The sequence below is a fragment of the Streptosporangium sp. NPDC049046 genome (assembly GCF_040649155.1).
GTDB lineage: Bacteria > Actinomycetota > Actinomycetes > Streptosporangiales > Streptosporangiaceae > Streptosporangium.
In genome coordinates, this window is record NZ_JBEZEZ010000005.1 from 152044 (window position 1) to 168855 (window position 16812).

Annotated in this window: 15 protein-coding genes; 4 read left to right on the forward strand and 11 right to left on the reverse strand. The window is 69.5% G+C overall.

Annotated elements, in window-relative coordinates; translation table 11 throughout:
* The 4 genes from AB0B96_RS08830 to AB0B96_RS08845 form a co-directional block, all read right to left on the reverse strand.
* A complete protein-coding gene (locus AB0B96_RS08830; RefSeq protein WP_362897263.1) occupies window positions 1-1767 on the reverse strand; it encodes an ABC transporter substrate-binding protein in 1767 nt (588 codons plus the stop codon).
* Window positions 1768-1811: 44 nt separating this feature from the next.
* The gene (locus tag AB0B96_RS08835; protein WP_362897264.1) at window positions 1812-2813 is read right to left on the reverse strand and encodes an ABC transporter permease; all 1002 of its coding nucleotides are present in this window, start codon (window positions 2811-2813) and stop codon (window positions 1812-1814) included.
* A 266-nt stretch (window positions 2814-3079) separates the two neighbouring features.
* Window positions 3080-3628, reverse strand: a complete 549-nt coding sequence (locus AB0B96_RS08840; RefSeq protein WP_362897265.1) for a cellulose synthase — start codon at window positions 3626-3628, stop codon at window positions 3080-3082.
* Window positions 3629-3831: 203 nt separating this feature from the next.
* A complete protein-coding gene (locus AB0B96_RS08845; protein ID WP_362897266.1) occupies window positions 3832-4536 on the reverse strand; it encodes an HAD family phosphatase in 705 nt (234 codons plus the stop codon).
* A 412-nt stretch (window positions 4537-4948) separates the two neighbouring features.
* Here AB0B96_RS08845 and AB0B96_RS08850 point away from each other — a divergent pair, with 412 nt between their 5' ends.
* Both AB0B96_RS08850 and AB0B96_RS08855 read left to right on the forward strand, forming a co-directional pair.
* Window positions 4949-5803 (forward strand): PAC2 family protein, encoded by an 855-nt coding sequence (locus tag AB0B96_RS08850; RefSeq protein ID WP_350947671.1) that lies wholly within the window; start codon window positions 4949-4951, stop codon window positions 5801-5803.
* Between the two features lie 244 nt (window positions 5804-6047).
* Window positions 6048-6662 carry a hypothetical protein gene (locus AB0B96_RS08855; RefSeq protein WP_362897267.1) on the forward strand — a complete coding sequence of 205 codons (615 nt, stop codon included), beginning with the start codon at window positions 6048-6050 and terminating at the stop codon, window positions 6660-6662.
* On the opposite strand, the gene AB0B96_RS08860 is transcribed toward AB0B96_RS08855, so the two are convergent.
* The 5 genes from AB0B96_RS08860 to AB0B96_RS08880 form a co-directional block, all read right to left on the reverse strand.
* Entirely contained in the window at window positions 6566-7465 is a 900-nt protein-coding gene (locus AB0B96_RS08860) for a sirohydrochlorin chelatase (RefSeq protein WP_350947673.1), read from the reverse strand. The two genes, AB0B96_RS08855 and AB0B96_RS08860, sit on opposite strands and share 97 nt — an antisense overlap.
* Window positions 7462-8631, reverse strand: coding sequence for a uroporphyrinogen-III synthase (locus AB0B96_RS08865; protein ID WP_350947674.1), 1170 nt, complete (start codon window positions 8629-8631; stop codon window positions 7462-7464). Before AB0B96_RS08865 ends, AB0B96_RS08860 begins: the two co-directional genes overlap by 4 nt.
* 85 nt (window positions 8632-8716) lie before the next feature.
* Window positions 8717-9070 carry a nitrite reductase small subunit NirD gene (gene nirD / locus AB0B96_RS08870; RefSeq protein ID WP_350947675.1) on the reverse strand — a complete coding sequence of 118 codons (354 nt, stop codon included), beginning with the start codon at window positions 9068-9070 and terminating at the stop codon, window positions 8717-8719.
* Window positions 9071-9153: 83 nt separating this feature from the next.
* Window positions 9154-11601, reverse strand: a complete 2448-nt coding sequence (nirB, locus tag AB0B96_RS08875) for a nitrite reductase large subunit NirB (protein WP_362897268.1) — start codon at window positions 11599-11601, stop codon at window positions 9154-9156.
* 431 nt (window positions 11602-12032) lie between these two features.
* Complete coding sequence (locus AB0B96_RS08880; RefSeq protein ID WP_362897269.1) at window positions 12033-13355, reverse strand: MFS transporter; 1323 nt, start codon at window positions 13353-13355, stop codon at window positions 12033-12035.
* A 239-nt stretch (window positions 13356-13594) separates the two neighbouring features.
* Here AB0B96_RS08880 and def point away from each other — a divergent pair, with 239 nt between their 5' ends.
* Entirely contained in the window at window positions 13595-14071 is a 477-nt protein-coding gene (gene def, locus AB0B96_RS08885; protein ID WP_362897270.1) for a peptide deformylase, read from the forward strand.
* A 215-nt stretch (window positions 14072-14286) separates the two neighbouring features.
* Complete coding sequence (locus AB0B96_RS08890) at window positions 14287-14490, forward strand: cold-shock protein (protein ID WP_344903117.1); 204 nt, start codon at window positions 14287-14289, stop codon at window positions 14488-14490.
* A 191-nt stretch (window positions 14491-14681) separates the two neighbouring features.
* Here the strand turns inward: AB0B96_RS08890 and mshC are convergent, their stop codons facing one another.
* Window positions 14682-15905: a cysteine--1-D-myo-inosityl 2-amino-2-deoxy-alpha-D-glucopyranoside ligase gene (gene mshC / locus AB0B96_RS08895; RefSeq protein WP_362897271.1), complete on the reverse strand. Its 1224-nt coding sequence runs from the start codon at window positions 15903-15905 to the stop codon at window positions 14682-14684.
* 92 nt (window positions 15906-15997) lie between these two features.
* Entirely contained in the window at window positions 15998-16726 is a 729-nt protein-coding gene (locus tag AB0B96_RS08900; RefSeq protein WP_362897272.1) for an NRDE family protein, read from the reverse strand.
* Window positions 16727-16812 lie beyond the last annotated feature (86 nt).

Here is a 16812-nt window from a genome sequence, read left to right on the forward strand (position 1 = left end):
TTACTGGACACCCAGGTTCAGGTAGTCGTACATGTCGAACGCACCGGTGACGAAGACGTTCGTCGCGCCCTGGGGACGGACGAGGACACCCTTGGACCAGACCGAGGGCAGCACGTAGGCCTGCTCCATCACCCTCTGGTCGATCTCGCCCCAGAGCGCGTCACGCTTGGCGACGTCGCTCTCCTGGAAGACCTGGTCGATCTTCGCGTCGATCTCCTTGTCCTTGATGCTGAGGTTGTAGTTACCGCCCGACTCACGGATGGTCCGGCTGTCGACGATCTGCGACATGAAGCCGAAGCCGTCGTTCCAGTCGGCGCCCCAGCCGTTGGTGGCCAGGCCGATGCCGTTCTTCTTCACGAAGTCCGGCTTGCCGGCGTAGAGCGCGAAGTAGTCACCGGTGGGGTAACCCTTGAGCGTCAGCTTGATGCCGGCCTTGGCCAGCGCCTGCTGGAGCGACTCGGCGGTCGCCTTCTCCTTGGGACGGTCGGCGCGGTAGGCCATGGTGGTCTCGAAACCGTCGGGCTTGCCGCACGCGGTGAGGGCCTCCTTGGCCTTCTCCACGTCGCCGGTGCCGGTCGGGTAGAGATCCAGCTTCTTCCAGCCGCCGATCGACGGCGGCATCAGACCGGTCGCGATGTCACCGCCGGCGAACTCGCCGCCGTAGGCGTTCTGCAGACCCACCCGGTCGGCGGCGAAGATGACCGCCCTGCGGCAGTCCACGTTGTCCAGCGGGGCCACGTCGGAGATGATCGAGGTGTACCAGGTGCGGGCGCCGGTGGGGTTGTCCGCCCGGGCCTTCAGCGTCGGGTCGCCCAGCACGCGACCGAGCGCGGCGGGCTGGACGCCCGAGCCGGCGAGGTCGATGTGCAGGTCACCGGAGATGATCCGGTTGTCCAGGTCGTCGGCGTTGACGCCGAGGGAGATCTCGTAGCTGTCCGGCAGCGCCTTGCGGATCGGGTCGGTCGCCGGGTCCCAGTGCTCGTTGCGGACCAGGGTGTACTGCTTGCCCGCCTCGACCTTGTCGAACTTGTAGGGGCCGGAGGCGACCACGTGCTCGCGGTACTTGACGCCGGTGTCCTTGTCCTTGGGGACCGGGATCGTGCCGGGCAGCGCCGCGAAGTTGTCGAAGCCGCCGTAGGCCTTCTTCAGGTGGAAGACGATCGTCTGGTCGTCCGGCGTCTCGATCGCGGAGTCGGTGTTGACGTCCGGGGTCTTGTAGACGCTCTTGAAGTCCTTCGGCAGGTCCAGCCAGTCGTTGAAGTACGTGGGGCCGTTGACAAGGGTCTCCTTGTCCATGGACCGCAGGACCGCGTACTTGACGTCCTTGGACGTGATCGGCGTGCCGTCCTCGAACTTCAGACCGGCGCGAAGCTTGTAGGTCCAGGTCTTGCCGTCGTCACTCGACTCGCCCAGGCTCTCGGCCAGGTCCGGGGAGAGCTTGCGGCCCTCGGCGCCGGGGGCGGGGGTGTAGGTCACCAGCGAACGGCCGTAGATCCGGATGAGGTTCCAGGAGAGCGCGTAGTAGGTGTCACCGGGGTCCACCGAGTCCCAGTCCTCGGAGATCGCCATCTTCAGGACGCCACCCTTCTTGTCGGAAGGGTTGAACACCGCCTCGAGTCCGGCGTTGAACGCCTCCGCGGCCGCCGGCGCGCCCGACGAGCCGTCGGCCGGCTTCGTCTCGCTGCCGCCACCGCCACCGCAGGCGGAGAGCCCCAGGGAGAGAGCGGCACCCGCGGCCGCGAAGGCCACTGCGGATTTCTTGTTCATTTACTTGCACCCCTTGTTAATCCGGGAGAACGGGAGGTTGAAGGTCAACGGGACGCTTTCGGGTCCAGGGCATCGCGCAGCCCGTCGCCGAAGAGGTTGAAAGCCAGCACCGTGATAAAGATCGCCATGCCAGGGAAGAACATGAAATGCGGCACGTTATAAAACTTCACCGCTTGTGAGAGCATGCCTCCCCAGGTCGCCGTGGGCGCCTGGATGCCGACTCCCAGGAACGAGAGCGCGGCCTCGAACAGGACGTTCGTGGGAATGAGCAGCGTCGCGTAGATGAGGATCGGCGCGATCAGGTTCGGCAGGATCTCCCGGAACAGGATGTACGGTCCGCGTGCGCCCAGGCTGCGGGCGGCGTCGACGAACTCGCGTTCCCGCAGTGACAGTGTCTGGCCTCTGATGATCCTGCCGATGTAGGGCCAGTTGAAGAAGCCGATCACGAAGATCAGCAGGCCGATGCGCAACGTGTCGCCCGTCACGCCGAGGCTCTGCTCGAACTGGCCGAGAACACCGACCAGGGCCATCGCGAAGACGAGGAGGGGGAAGGCGAGGAAGACGTCCATCGTGCGGCTGATCAGGGTGTCGACCCAGCCGCCGAAGTAACCGGCCATCACTCCCATGACGGTGCCGATGACCACCGAGAGCACGGTGGCGAGGACCGCGATCAGCAGCGAGATCCGTGCTCCGTAGACCACCCTGCTGAAAAGGTCGCGGCCGTTGACCGGCTCCACCCCGAACAGGAAGTCCCCGCTGATGCCCGTACCGCCCTGGGGGGTCATGGTGGAGGTGTCGATCATCTCCTGGTGGAACTCGTTCGGCGGGTGGCCGAACACGTCCACGATCAGCGGAGCGAAGATCGCGGTGAGGATCAGCAGGACGACCACGCCGGCGCCGACAAGCGCGACCTTGTCGCGCTTCAGGCGCATCCATGCGATCTGTCCGAGCGATCGGCCTTGGATGGCTTTCACGCCCGCCCCCGCGAGCACTGCCTCCGGCGGGACCTCAGGGGCCTTGCCGGGGGCGTCGAGCGGTGCGGTCATACAGTTGGCCCCCTGGATCCCAGACGACGTCGTCCGTTAACGCGTTCCCCGGGTCGGGGTAGCGCGCCGTTAGTCTACGGGCCGTTATTAGTGGTCCCGAGGGCAGAATCTATGGGCTGAACTGCGCTGACCAGTCCCCTGAGGCGCTATGTGGCTCAACTGTGATTCACGCGAAATTCATTCGTTTTGATCTTGAAGGTAATGTCCGGACGCCGTTCCGCTTCTGTCTCGGATTCGTGACATTGAAATGAGGCGGTTACCCAGCGTCACCCGATCCCGCGGCGCTTGAGGATGTCCTCGATATCGGAGAAGTCGTCGGCGGCGGCCGGCTTCGCCGCGGGCTTCGATCCGGCTGCCCGGGAGACCGGCGAGGGCGCGGGCGTGCGCTTGGGGAGCGGCTGCGTGGCGGCCGTCGCGCCGGGCACACCCGATGTCACGGCCTCGCTCCGCGTCGGGGCGCCCGTGGCGGACGCCGGGGACGCCGGAGACGCCCCGGACGCCGCGGCCTTGAGGCGGCGGCCACGCATGAAACCGGAGACCAGGAAGAGCAGCACGGACAACCCGGTCACCGCCACCCCGGACCACACCACGGGGTTGAACACCAGACCGGTGAGGAACCCGCCGATCGCCGTGCCGATCCGCCACACGGTCGGCAGCGCGCCGGTCAGGTAGGCGGCGATGGGCAACAGCGACCAGGCCACCGCACGCAATCCCGCCGCGGCGCCCCGGCGTCGCATCAGCAGGAAACTCAGTACCAGCCCCACACCGGTGACCCCGGCGCAGAGCGGCAACCACGCGATCTGTTCGTACGACACAGCGGACCGCCCCTCATATCGGCTTACCCGGATATCCATCCTGGCACGTCAAATCGGGACGGGCCCTCCTTCCTGAGGAGGGATCACCCCCTAAGGGATACGGCCCGGCTCGCGTGAAAGATCAGGGACGTCCCCCATCGGACCGTCCCCCGGGTGGCCGTCCGCCCTGCCGGCCACCCGCCGAGGAGTTCTTCGTGGAGGGACTAACCGTCGGCGGGACCGGCGGCTGAGGACCCGCGGGCGGGTGACTCGGCGAGGGGCGGCTCCCCGAGGGAGAGCGAACGCAGGACCGCCACGTCGACCTCCAGCAGCGAGCCGACGACGAGGCGGCCGGGCGCGGAGGGAATCGGCAGCACGCTCGGCACCGCCACCACCCGGCAGCCCGCGGCGGTGGCCGACGTCACCCCGTTCGGGGAATCCTCCAGGGCGACGCAGCGGGCCGGATCGACCCCCAGCAGCCGGGCCCCCGTCAGGTAGGGCTCGGGGTGGGGCTTGGTCCTGGTGACGTGGTCAGCGGTGACCACGTGGTCGAAGTTGTGCTCGCCGATGCTCTTCAGGCACGCCTCGGCGATCGGCCTGGCCGAGGAGGTGACCAGCGCGGTGGCCAGGCCCTCCTCGCGCACCTCCGCCAGCAGTTCCAAGGCCCCGGGCATCATCTCCACCCCGCCCGAGAGCTTGGCGATCATGCCCTCCAGCATCCAGGTCTCCACCTCGGCGCAGTCGGCGTCACCACCGGAGACCCGCAGCATGTAGGCCGCGGTGACCGCCAGGGAGCCGCCCACCGTGTTCTCCTGGTGGGCCTCCCCCCACTCGCCGCCGAGTCGTTCCATCACCTCGGTCTCCACCTGAAACCAGATCTTCTCGCTGTCGACGAGAAGCCCGTCCATGTCGAAGAGAACAGCTTCCATTTCCCGTGAATCCTCCTGGCCGATCACACACCGGTTCATACGGTCAGCTTCTCGGCCCCGAATGGCCGAGCTTGTGGCTCCTCGCCGTGCATGGGGTGCACGGTTCGGGCCGCGTCGTCGGCAGTGTGACTCACTGCCCAGCCCGCGCACCGCGGCTTCCCCCAAGTCTGTGTCGGCAGACGCCTGAATGACGGTACTCATCAGGTGTATCTCCCTGATCAGGAGTTACACCGAAAACCACCGTACAGTCCTGGGAGCCGGCCGAGTCCGCGCGAGCGGGCGAGGCTCGGCGTGTGACGGCGCGCGGACCGCAACGTCCTGATCGTCCACACCGCGCCGGGAAGGTGACGTGAAGGCCCCCTCACCACATAGGCTTAGCCGGGTAGGGCGTGAGGTGAGAAGGAGGGGGCGCGTGATCGAGATCGAAGGTCTGCCCGAGCTCGTCGACCCGGTGATGATCGCCGCGTTCGAGGGGTGGAACGACGCGGGTGAGGCTTCGAGCGGAGTGATCGCGCACCTGGAGGACGAGTGGAAGGCGACCCCGCTGGTCTCCCTGGACCCGGAGGAATACTACGACTTCCAGATGACCCGCCCGATCGTCGAGATGGGTGAGGGACTGACGCGCTCCATCACCTGGCCGACCACCAAGCTGTCGGTGGCCAGGCCGCCGGGCGTCGACCGCGACGTGGTGCTGCTGCGCGGCATCGAGCCCAACATGCGCTGGCGCGCGTTCTGCGAGGAGATCGTGCTGGTCTGCCGCGAGCTGGGAGTCGAGCTCGCGGTCCTGCTCGGCGCGCTGCTCAACGACTCGCCGCACACCCGCCCGGTGCCGATCGTGGGATCGGCGACCGACGAGGGCCTGGCCAGGGCGATCAACCTGGAGCTGAGCCGCTACGAGGGACCGACGGGCATCGTCGGCGTCCTCCAGCACTCGCTGGGCGCCGCCGGGCTGCACGCCGTGTCACTGTGGGCCTCGGTGCCCCACTACGTGGCCCAGCCGCCCAACCCGAAGGCCACCATGGCACTGCTCAGCCGGATGGAGGACCTGCTCGACATCCCGATGCCGCTGGGCGAGCTGGCCGAGGAGTCCCGGGCCTGGGAGCACGGCGTCGACGAGCTCGCCTCCCAGGACAGCGAGGTCGCCGAGTACGTCAAGGAGCTTGAGGAGCGCAAGGACGCCGCCGAGCTGCCCGAGGCGAGCGGCGACGCCATCGCCGCCGAGTTCGAGCGCTATCTGCGCCGCCGCGACCGTGACTCCGACGGCTGAACTCACGGCGTACGGTTACCACCGGCCGCCCTTTTTCGCCTAGGTTGAGATCAGTTGATCCTGGGGTCAGGCCCGGGCCGACAGCACTGATCGGGCGCGTCCCGGATCCTCGGGGACGCCGAACGGCAAACCGGATGTCGGCGACTCCACGGCCGGGAAGGACACGGCCTCCCGCGGGGGGCCGACGAACGACGCATCACTGCCACGACCACCTGTCCATGTGACTGCGCACGTTAGGGCGACCATGGCGACTCCCTACATCGACCCCTACCACAAGACCGCCGACCCGCGCGGGAACGCGCAGGACGCGCGGCTCCGCGTCCTCGAGCTGGCCGCGTTCATGAAACGCGAGGAGGCCGGCGACGCCTCGCAGCCGCGCTCCCGGGGCACCGCCTCCGGGCACGCCGTCGACATGTTCCTCGCCCTGCTGCAGGATCGGCTCCCGGTCTGGCGGCGCATTCTCGACGACCTGATGTATCTGGTCGGCAAGGGCCGGGTGAGCGAGAACCTTCTGCCCATCGCGCGAGCCGGCATCGACTACTACTGCGAGGTCCAGTCGGCGGCGCTTCCCGCCTTCACCTCCCCCTCGGTCACCGTCCGGTTCCGCGAGGCGATGCGTGACAGCGACATCGACCCGATGTCCGAGATCATCCCGATCGCCACCTATCTCGCGGCCGAGGAACGGGCGGGGCGCCTCTCCCCCGGGGTCGTCCCGGTCGCCAGCGCCAGGCTGCTGCTCGCCGGGTGCTTCCGCCACGCCTACTACGAGATACTTCTCGGCCCCGACTTCCTGCCGTCACGTGACGAGGTCGCCGAGGAGATCGTCCGGGAGCTGAGACTGGAGCCCCAGCGAGACTGATCGCCTCCCGGGACCACCGGCGCCAGGTGACCCCCTGAGCCGGGACGTTCGCGCTCCGGCGCTGCCTGGCGTGCCCCGGCCCCCGCCGCCACGGACGCACGGCGGGTCTGGCCGCCTTTCGAGGCCGCCGCTGCCAGGCGGGCCTGGTCGAACCGGGCCCACACCAGCGCGGCCAGGTCGGCGTCCACCCCCAGCGGCGCGGCGACCAGGTCGGCGCCGGACGCCGCCAGGCGGTCCTGGAAGAAGCCGGGGGCCAGGAGATAGGAGGCGAGCGCGATCCGCGGCGCGGGTCCCGAGCGCAGCCGGTCCAGGGCCTCGGCGACCGAAGGGGTGCCCGTCGCGGCGAAGGCCGCGGTGACCGGACGGGAGAGCCGGACCGACAGCAGCCGGGCCGCCGCCCGCACGTCGGCGAGCGCGGCGGGATCGGACGACCCCGCCGCCCCCAGGATCACCGAGTCGGCCGCCCTCAGCCCGGCGGCGGACAGCCGCCGGGCGAGAACGGCGGCGAGCAGCGGGTGCGGCCCCAGCGGCGGCGCCACCACGGCGTCCGGCCTGGCCGCGGCCACCACGGAGGGCAGGTCGATGTGGACGTGGTAACCGCCCGCCAGCAGCAGCGGGACCACCACGACGGGGCCGGGCAGTCCGGGAAGCATGTCGGCGAGCAGAGGTGAGCTGATCTCCAGGAACGCCTGCTCCACACGTGTGCCCCGGCGCCCCCCGCGCACCAGGTCCCGCAGGCCCGCCAGGGTCTCCTCCCCAGCAGAACTGCGTGTGCCGTGCCCGGCCAGGACCAGAGTCGTCACAGGCCTTCGCCCCGGTCACAGGCCAGGCGGTAGCCGCGCTTGACGACCGTCTCGACGATCCCCGCGGGGCCGAGGGCGCGGCGCAGCCGGGTGATGGCCATCTCGACCGCGTGTTCGGCCGAGTCGCGCGACGGACCGCCGGGGAGCACGGTCCTCAGATCCGAACGGGCCACCACGTGTCCCGGCTTGTCCGCCAGGCGCTTGAGGACCGCCATCGGTGCCGGCGGCAGCGGCTTCAGCTCGCCGTCCACCGCGACGGCGTGGCCGCGAATCTCCAGCTGGTGGCCGCCCGCGACCAGACGGGTGACACTGTGCTCGGGCAGGTGCCTGGCGAGGGCACGGGCCAGCGTGCCCAGGCGGGAGCGCTCGGGCTGCACGGTGGGCACCCCGCGCGCCTCCAGCGGCCCGGCGGTGACCGGGCCCACGCAGGCGGCGACGACCGGTCCGGCGAAGGCCGCGATCAGTGCGTCCTCCAGGCCGTCGGCGCGGGCGGAGTTGAGCATGGCCAGTACGGCCGGGGCACTGGTGAAGGCCACCGCGTCCACCCCGCCGGAGATGGCCTGGCTGACCAGTCGCCGCAGCGGCGAGACGTCGCGGTAGGGCAGCCACCGGTAGACCGGCACCTCGATGACCTCCGCGCCCGCCTCGCGCAGCGCGGTCACGAAACCGGTCAGCGGCTCCCCGTGCAGTTGCACGGCGATGCGGCGGCCGCGCAGGTCCTGGGCGAGCAGGTGCTGCTTGACCTCCTCGCACGACTCCGTGGGCGGGGTCCAGTGGTCGATCAGACCCGCCGCCCTGACCGCTCCGCGCGCCTTGGGCCCGCGGGTCAGCAGCCTGGCCGAGGTCAGATGCTCGGAGAGGTCGCTGGACAGCCCCCAGCCCTCGGCCGCGGCCATCCAGCCGCGGAAGCCGACGCCGGTGGTGACCACCACGTCGTCGATCGGGGCCGACAGACTGGCACGGGTCGCGGCCAGCAGGTCGGCGTCCTCCGCCAGGGGAACCAGCCGAATCGCCGGGGCGCGCACCACCCTGGCGCCCCTGCGTTCCAGCAGTGCGCAGAACTCCTCGCGCCGCCGGGTGGCGGTGACCCCGATCGTGAACCCGGCCAGCGCGTCGGGCGCGGTCTCGGGAGAGCCGATGGGACTGTCCAGAACGGCCATGCTCATCTGTCGTTCACCACTCCTCGCTCGATGTTTCCTCGGTATCCGGCCGTCCACGACTCCACGCTGCCCGCTCCGCGCCCGCCCCCGCTCACGCGGAGCCCACCTCCACCGTCGCGCCGGTGACGCGGATCGGATAGGTCGGCACGGCCACCGCGGGATCGTCCAGGCACACCCCCGTCACGAGGGAGAACACCTGCTTGTGCATGGGGGAGGCCACCACGGGCTCTCCGGCCCTGGTGCCCACGATCCCGCGGGACAGGACGTGGGCGCCGCTGAACGGATCGAGGTTGCCGATCGCGAACAGGGAGCCGTCGAAGGCGCGGAACAGCGCGATCTGCCTGTCGCCGACGAGCGCGCACGCTCCGCGCTCGGGCAGCAGGTCGGTGTAGGAGCAGACCGGGGTCCAGCGGGTCGTCTCCAGGTCTTCTCTCAGTGCTGTCATCGGTGAAGGTCTCCTCTCCTCGGGTCCTCGGGGTGCGACGGTGACGGTACGGGCGGGCAGGGCTCAGAACGGTCCGGGACCGCTCAGGAACGGACGACCTCCAGCGGGATCAGGACCGGTTTCACCTGGTCGCGCTCGGTCTCGAAGGCGATGGACGGGTCCGGGGTCCCGGGGGCGTTGACGAAGGAGACGAACCGCCGCAGCTTCTCCGGGTCCTCGATCGTGGCACGCCACTCGTCGGCGTAACCGGCCACGTGCCGCTCCATCTGGGCCTCCAGGTCGGCGCAGATCCCGAGGGAGTCGTCCAGGACGACCTCCTTGACGTAGGCCAGGCCCTGAGCCTCCAGCCAGGCGGAGGTGCGCTGCAGGCGGTCGGCGGTGCGGATGTAGAACATCAGGAACCGGTCGATGACGCGGACCACTTCCTCGGTGCTCAGGTCGGAGGCGAACAGGTCGGCGTGGCGCGGGGTGAAACCGCCGTTGCCGCCCACGTAGAGGTTCCAGCCCTTCTCGGTGGCGATGACGCCGAAGTCCTTGCCCCGGGCCTCGGCGCACTCGCGGGCGCAGCCGGAGACGGCCGACTTCAGCTTGTGCGGTGAGCGCAGGCCCCGATAGCGCAGCTCCAGCGCGATGGCCATGCCCACGGCGTCCTGCACCCCGTAGCGGCACCAGGTCGAGCCGACACAGGACTTCACCGTGCGCAAAGCCTTGCCGTACGCGTGCCCGGACTCGAAACCCGCGTCCACCAGGCGCTTCCAGATCAGCGGGAGCTGCTCCACTCGTGCCCCGAACAGGTCGATCCGCTGCCCGCCGGTGATCTTGGTGTAGAGACCGAAGTCGCGGGCCACCTCGCCGATCACGATGAGGCTCTCCGGGGTGATCTCCCCGCCGGGGATGCGCGGCACCACCGAGTAGGTGCCGTTGCGCTGGATGTTGGCCAGGAAGTGGTCGTTGGTGTCCTGCAGGGCGGCCTGCTCGCCGTCGAGGATGTGGCCGTTGCCGAGCGAGGCGAGGATCGAGGCGACGACGGGCTTGCACACGTCGCAGCCACGCCCGGTGCCGTGCTCGGCGATGAGGTACGAGAACGTCGTGATGCCACGCACCCGGACGATGTCGAACAGCTCCGCCCTGCTGTACGCGAAGTGCTCGCACAGTGCCTTGGAGACCTCCACGCCCGAGGAGACGAGGATCTGCTTGAGCGTCGGAACGCAACTGCCGCAGGTGGTGCCGGCGCGGGTGCACGCCTTGATGCCGGGGACGTCGGTGAGACCGTGCTCGGCGATGGCCTCGCACACCTGCCCCTTGGTGACGTTGTTGCACGAGCAGATCTGCGCGTCGTCGGGGACCTCCATGTTCGCCGGACCGCCGGTGAACAGCAGCTCGCTCGGCGAACCCGGCAGGTCACGGCCGACGAAGGGCTTGAGGGTGTTGTACGGGGTGGCGTCGCCGACGCAGATCCCGCCGAGCAGGGTGCGGGCGTCGTCGCTGACGAACAACTTCTGGTAGACCCCGCCCACCGGGTCCATGAAGGTCACGTCCAGCGCGCCCTCCATCGCCCCGAACTGGGCGACCTCCACACCGAGCAGCTTGAGCTTGGTCGACAGGTCGGCGCGGGTGAAGACCGCCTCGCCTCCCATGATGCGGTCGGCGGCGACCTCGGCCATCGTGAAGCAGGGCCCCGCCAGCCCGTAGACCATCCCTTCGTGCAGGGCGCACTCGCCGACCGCGTAGATCGCCGGGTCGTCGGTGCGCATCCCGTCGTCCACGGCGATCCCGCCGCGTCCGCCGACCTCCAGGCCCGCCTGCCTGGCCAGCTCGTCGCGCGGCCTGACGCCCGCGGAGAAGACCACGATCTGCGCCTCGACGGTCTCACCGTCCGGCTTGACCAGGCCCGCGACCCGCCCGTCCGGGCCCGCGACGATCTCCTTGGCCCCCGCCTCGGTGTGCACGCTCAGGCCGAGCGCCTCCACGTGGCCGCGCAGGACGGCGCCGCCGCCCTCGTCGACCTGCCGGGGCATGAGCCAGCCGCCCATCTCCACGACGTGCGTCGCCAGCCCCAGGCCCCGCAGCGCGTCGGCGGCCTCCAGCCCCAGCAGCCCTCCGCCGATCACGACGCCGCTCGTGGCGCCCGAGGCGGCCTGCCTGATCGCGTCGAGGTCGTCGATCGTGCGGTAGACGAAGCAGCCGTCCAGCTCCCTGCCCGGCACCGGCGGCACGAACGGGCTGGAACCGGTGGCCAGCACCAGCACGTCGTACGGCTCTCGGTGCCCGTCGGCGGTGGTGACCTCACGCGCCTCCCTGTCGATGCGCACGACCCTGGACGACAGCCGCAGCACGACCCCTTCCGGCGTCGGATAGGTGAGGTCCTCGATGCTCCTGCCCGCCAGGTAGGAGGTGAGCGCCACCCGGTCGTACGCCGGCCGGGGCTCCTCCCCCAGCACCGTGATGTCGCCCGCGAAGCCCTTGGCGACCAGCGCCTCGACCAGCCGGTGCGATGTGGGTCCGTGTCCTACCACGACAAGCCGTGACATGGCCGCGCTCCTTTTCCCGTCCGCTCCGCTGTCGTCTTCCCGTACGTTCCGCCGTCGTCCGCCGATCCCTCGGGGCCGGTCGTGGCGCCGTTCTTCCCCGCCCGCGGCGCGGCCGTCCCTCCCGAGGAGTAGGCGCCCTGACGTGAGGCGATGACGGTGACGGTCTCGTCCGCCGCGGCGTCTCTGCCGTACCGCGGAGCGCGGTGGGGGTGGTACGCCGTCGTCCCAGCCTTCACACGCGTCTGGGGGGGAAGTGAGACCGGCATGGATCCGATGGTGCTTTCAGGTGGTTTCACGGCGTGGTCTCCCCTGTTACCGATGTGCTACAAGCCGCTAACCGCGTTCACATACGCGATGAGGCCGATGTGAGTTGTCCGTCGGCAGGACCGGTGTCGGATGTGAGCGAAACCGGGTACCTGTCACGCCGGCGATCACACGCGCGCCGCCGCCAGGCTCGGCACCGATCCTGCGGTACGCAGGTAGCAGGCCCAGGTGATGACCGCGCACACCAGGTAGAAGGCGGCGAAGGAGGCGAGTGCGGCACCCGCTCCCCCGGTGGCGGCGATGGAGCTGCCGAAGCCACGGTTGATGAAGAACCCACCGAAGGCACCGATCGCGGAGATGATCCCGATCGCGGCGGAGGCGTCCCGCTTCCCGACGGCCACGGCGGCCTCGTGGGCCTTGGTACCCGCCGCGAGACCCGCCACGGCCTTCGCCCGGAAGATCGCCGGGATCATCCGGTAGGTGGAGCCGTTGCCGATGCCGGTGGTGGCGACCAGGAGCATGTAGGCGCAGAAGAACAGCGCGAAGGCGTGCTGGGACAGGCCCTGCCAGACCAGCGCCGCCGCGCCCGCCATCGCGGCGAAGTTGACAAGCGTCACCCGCGCCCCGCCGAGCCGGTCCGACAGCCAGCCCCCGATCGGGCGGACCAGCGAGCCGAGCAGCGGGCCGATGAAGGCCAGCGCCACCAGGGATGCCTGCTCGGGGAACTGGCTCTTGATGAGCAGCGGGAACGCGGTGGAGTAGCCGATGAAGGAACCGAAGGTGCCGATGTACAGGACCGACATGATCCAGGTCTGGGCCCGGCCGGCGACCTTCAGCTGGTCCGCGGGACTGGCCTTGGCGGAGGTCAGGTTGTCCATGAAGAAGTAGGCGCCGATCGCGGCGGCCAGGATGAACGGGACCCAGAACAGTCCCGCGGCGGCCAGGCCGAACGCCCCGATCACCAGGGGCATGACGAGCTGCACGGAGCTGACCCCGATGTTGCCGCCCGCCGCGTTGAGCCCGAGCGCCGAGCCCTGCCTGTCCTGGGGGTAGAAGTAGGTGATGTTGGCCATGCTGGAGGCGAAGTTGCCGCCGCCCAGGCCCGCCGTGGCCGCGATGACCAGGAACACCCAGTAGGGGGTGGCGGGGTTGCCGACCGCGACGGCGAGCAGCACCGCGGGCACGAGCAGGAGCAGGGCGCTGACGACGGTGAAGTTTCTGCCGCCGAACCTGGCCGGGGCGAAGGTGTACGGGATGCGCAGCGCGGAGCCGATCAGGTTGGGCAGGGCGACGATCCAGAAGAGCTGGTCGGTGGAGAAGTCGTAGGAGCCGAGTTGCACGGCCACGATGCTCCACACGGTCCACAGCGTGAACCCGAGGTGCTCGGCGAAGATGGAGAAGACCAGGTTCCTGCGGGCCACCTTCCTGCCCTGTCCTTGCCAGAAGTCGGGGTCGTCGGGCCGCCAGTCGCTGATCCAGGGCTTGGCCATCGTTCGTTCCTCCTGCGATTTCGGGGGCTTCGATCCCGAAATCTAAGAGGACGGCATTACGCACATTTACTATCTGTGATGGTGCGCCGGTTACGTGTAACTAACCATGGAAATACGCAATGCACAGGTCGCACCATCGCAACATTCCGGAAACACGAAGGGCTGACGGAGTAACGATTGAGTCAGGGCGGCAGCGGGAACCGTCTTCGACGTCAGTCCGTCCGCTTCGGGGAGTGCGCGTGGCCGTCCAGCCGATCCGACTGTTCGACGATCCCGTGCTCCGCACGGTGTCCGAGCCGGTGACCACCTTCGACCGCGAGCTGCGCGTCCTGGTCAAGTCACTCCAGGCCACGATGCGCGCCGGCACGGGCCGCGCGGGACTGGCCGCCCCGCAGATCGGCGTCCCCTTGCGGGTCGTCGTCTACGAACTGGACGGCAAGTCCGGCCATCTGGTGAATCCGCGCCTTGAGCTGTCCGATCGGAAGATCGTGGCCGATGAGGCCTGCCTGTCCGCGCCGGATCGCTGGTGGCCGCTGGAACGCTCCTACATGGTCACCGCCCGTGGCCGTGACATGTTCGGCAAACCCGTCACCGTCCGCGCCCTGGGCATGCTCGCCCGCGTCCTGCAGCACGAGGCCGATCACCTCGAGGGCACCCTCTTCGTCGACCACCTCCCCGAGGAGGATCGCGAGCGCTTCCTCGACTCCATTTCGTGACTTGCGCATCACTGCGACCTCGGATAGGATCGCATGGTTGCAGTCGTAGCTCTCAGTTTAGCCTTATCATCTCAAGTGCTTATGAGAAGTCCGCCGACAGCGGACGTTACACAGTTTCTCCGGATGGTTTCCGCGGGTGCATGGTAGGGTCCGCAACGCAGCCCCGTGCCGCCGACCTGGTGGTTCGGTGAGGCTCCCAATGAGGAGAAGTAGTTTTGTCTGAGGGCACCGTTAAGTGGTTCAATGCCGAAAAGGGCTTCGGATTCATCGCACCGGATGACGGCACCGCCGATGTCTTCGTGCACTACTCGGCTATCAACTCCGGCGGCTACCGCAGCCTGGAGGAGAACCAGCGTGTCAGCTTTGTCACCACGCAGGGCCAGAAGGGCCCGCAGGCCGACCAGGTTCAGGTCATCTGATCTGGTTTGACCTCAAAGGCTTCAGACTGAGCCCGCACCGCTCGCGCGGTGCGGGCTCAGTCGTCTCTTGGGCCCGGACCTCTCTTGGGCCGCCCTCCGAGCGCGGGGACCCGTTGGTGCCGGAGATGCCCGTGTCACCGGGCATCCCCTAGGCCGGAGCGGGAGTGCCCGGCACGGACGACCACCGGCCCCTAGAGTTCGACCCCGAGCAGCGCGTCCACGGTCTTCCTGACCAGGACCGGCGCGTCCGGGTCACTGCCCCCCTCCGACAGGGCCCGCTCGGCCCAGTCGTCGACGGCCGCGAGGGCTCCGGGAGCGTCCAGGTCGTCGGCGATCCGGGCGCGTACCCTTTCGAGCACGACGTCGGCGTCGGGGCCGGTCTGCAGCCCCGCGGCCGAGCGCCAGCGCGCCAGCCGCACCTCCGCCGAGGCCAGCTGCTCCGGGGTCCACTCCCAGTCGGCACGGTAGTGGTGGGCCAGCAGGGCCAGCCGGATGGCCATCGGGTCGGTCTCCTGGCGCAGGCGGGAGACGAAGATCAGATTGCCCTTCGACTTGGACATCTTCTCGCCGTCCAGGGCGACCATGCCCGCGTGCACGTACGCCCTCGCGAACGGCCACTCCCCGCAGGCCACGTGGCCCTCGTGGGCACCGCACTCGTGATGGGGGAAGATCAGGTCGGAACCGCCACCCGCGACGTCGAAACCACTGGACAGGTTCGCCAGGGCGATCGCGGTGCACTCGATGTGCCAGCCGGGTCTGCCCACGCCGAAGGGGGAGGGCCAGGACGGCTCCCCCGGGCGCTCCGCGCGCCAGAGAAGCCAGTCGAGCGGATGCTTCTTGCCCGGCCGGTCCGGATCTCCCCCGCGCTCGCCGAACAGGGCGAGCATGCGCTCCTCCGAGTAGCCGGAGACGGCGCCGAACTTGGGGGCCGCGGCCACGTCGAAGTAGACGTCGCCGTCGAGCTCGTAGGTGGCGCCCTTGTCACGCAACGACACGATCAGGTCGGCGACCTGGTCGATCACCTCGGTCACGGCGACGTAGTCGCGCGGGGGGAGGACGCGCAGCGCCTCCATGTCGGTCCGGAACAGCTCGATCTCGCGTTCGGCCAGGTCACGCCAGTCGATGCCGGTCCGTCCCGCACGTTCGAGCAGGGGGTCGTCGACGTCTGTGGCGTTCTGGGTGTAGTGCACCTCATGACCGGCGTCGCGCCAGGCACGATTGACCAGGTCGAAGGCGAGGTAGGTGTTGGCGTGGCCCAGATGGGTGGCGTCGTAGGGCGTGATGCCGCAGACGTACATCCGTGCCGTGGGACCCGGCTTTGTGGGGCCGACCTCTCGCGCGGCGGTGTCGAACAGCCGCAGCGGGACACCGGCACCGGGAAGCCGAGGAACCTTCGGCTCAGACCACGATCTCATGAAATGCAGCCTATCCAGCAGACAGACCACCCCGGTTGGCGCGGGGTGGTGGGTGTACGGGGCACTCACCTCAACTCCGGAAGCCGACCGGATCATTCCGTGAGGATCTCGCGGAAGGCGCCGGGATCGCGAGGGTCGGCGGTGAAGTCGTAGCGCACGCCGCCGGGTGCCAGGGCCAGCAGGGTGACGGACCCCGAGCCGAAGGTCCGTCCGTCGGGCAGCTCGTGATGGACGATCATCGTGCGAGGGTCCTCGGAGGAGATGCCCGCTCCCGTGGCGAGTTCCCGCCACTCATCCCATGGACCGTCGAGCTTCGAGGGGCGGCCCGCCCCGGCGAACAGGGGGCGGAAGAACGCCACGCGCTCGTTCTCCTCACCGCGCTCCCATCCGCTGTTGACGATCATGTGGGTTCCCGGGGGAAGGTCGTCCCTCTTCAGGGTGATCCCGTCCCAGTGCCACAGCCGGGCCCCGCCGGGATCGGCGCGTAGCAGGTGGAAGGGGTCATAGTGCCCGAGTTCGCCCTCCGTCGGCCGGTCTCCGGCGGCCGCCAGGAGAGCCAGGTCGCCCCGTGATCGGCGGGTCTCCTCGGGAGCGAGCAGGCCGAGCCCGTTGAGGAGGGCGCCGACCCTCCGGGCCCCGGGGTCGACGGCCAGCCAGGTGCCGCCTCCCAGGAGATCGCACCCGCCGATCAGGCCGGGCCGGCTTTGTGGCCAGTGCCGGGCCGGGGGAACCCAGGGGCGGGCGGTGAACTCGTCGCGCACCCCGACCACGATCAGGGGGATCTCGGCGCTCGGATCGATACTGACGACAACCGTGCACATGCCCGGAGGCTACGCCCTCGCGGGAGGCGGGCTCGGACCGGGGTCACGCGCCCACAGGAAAAGCCCACAGCAAGGCCGCGGTAGGG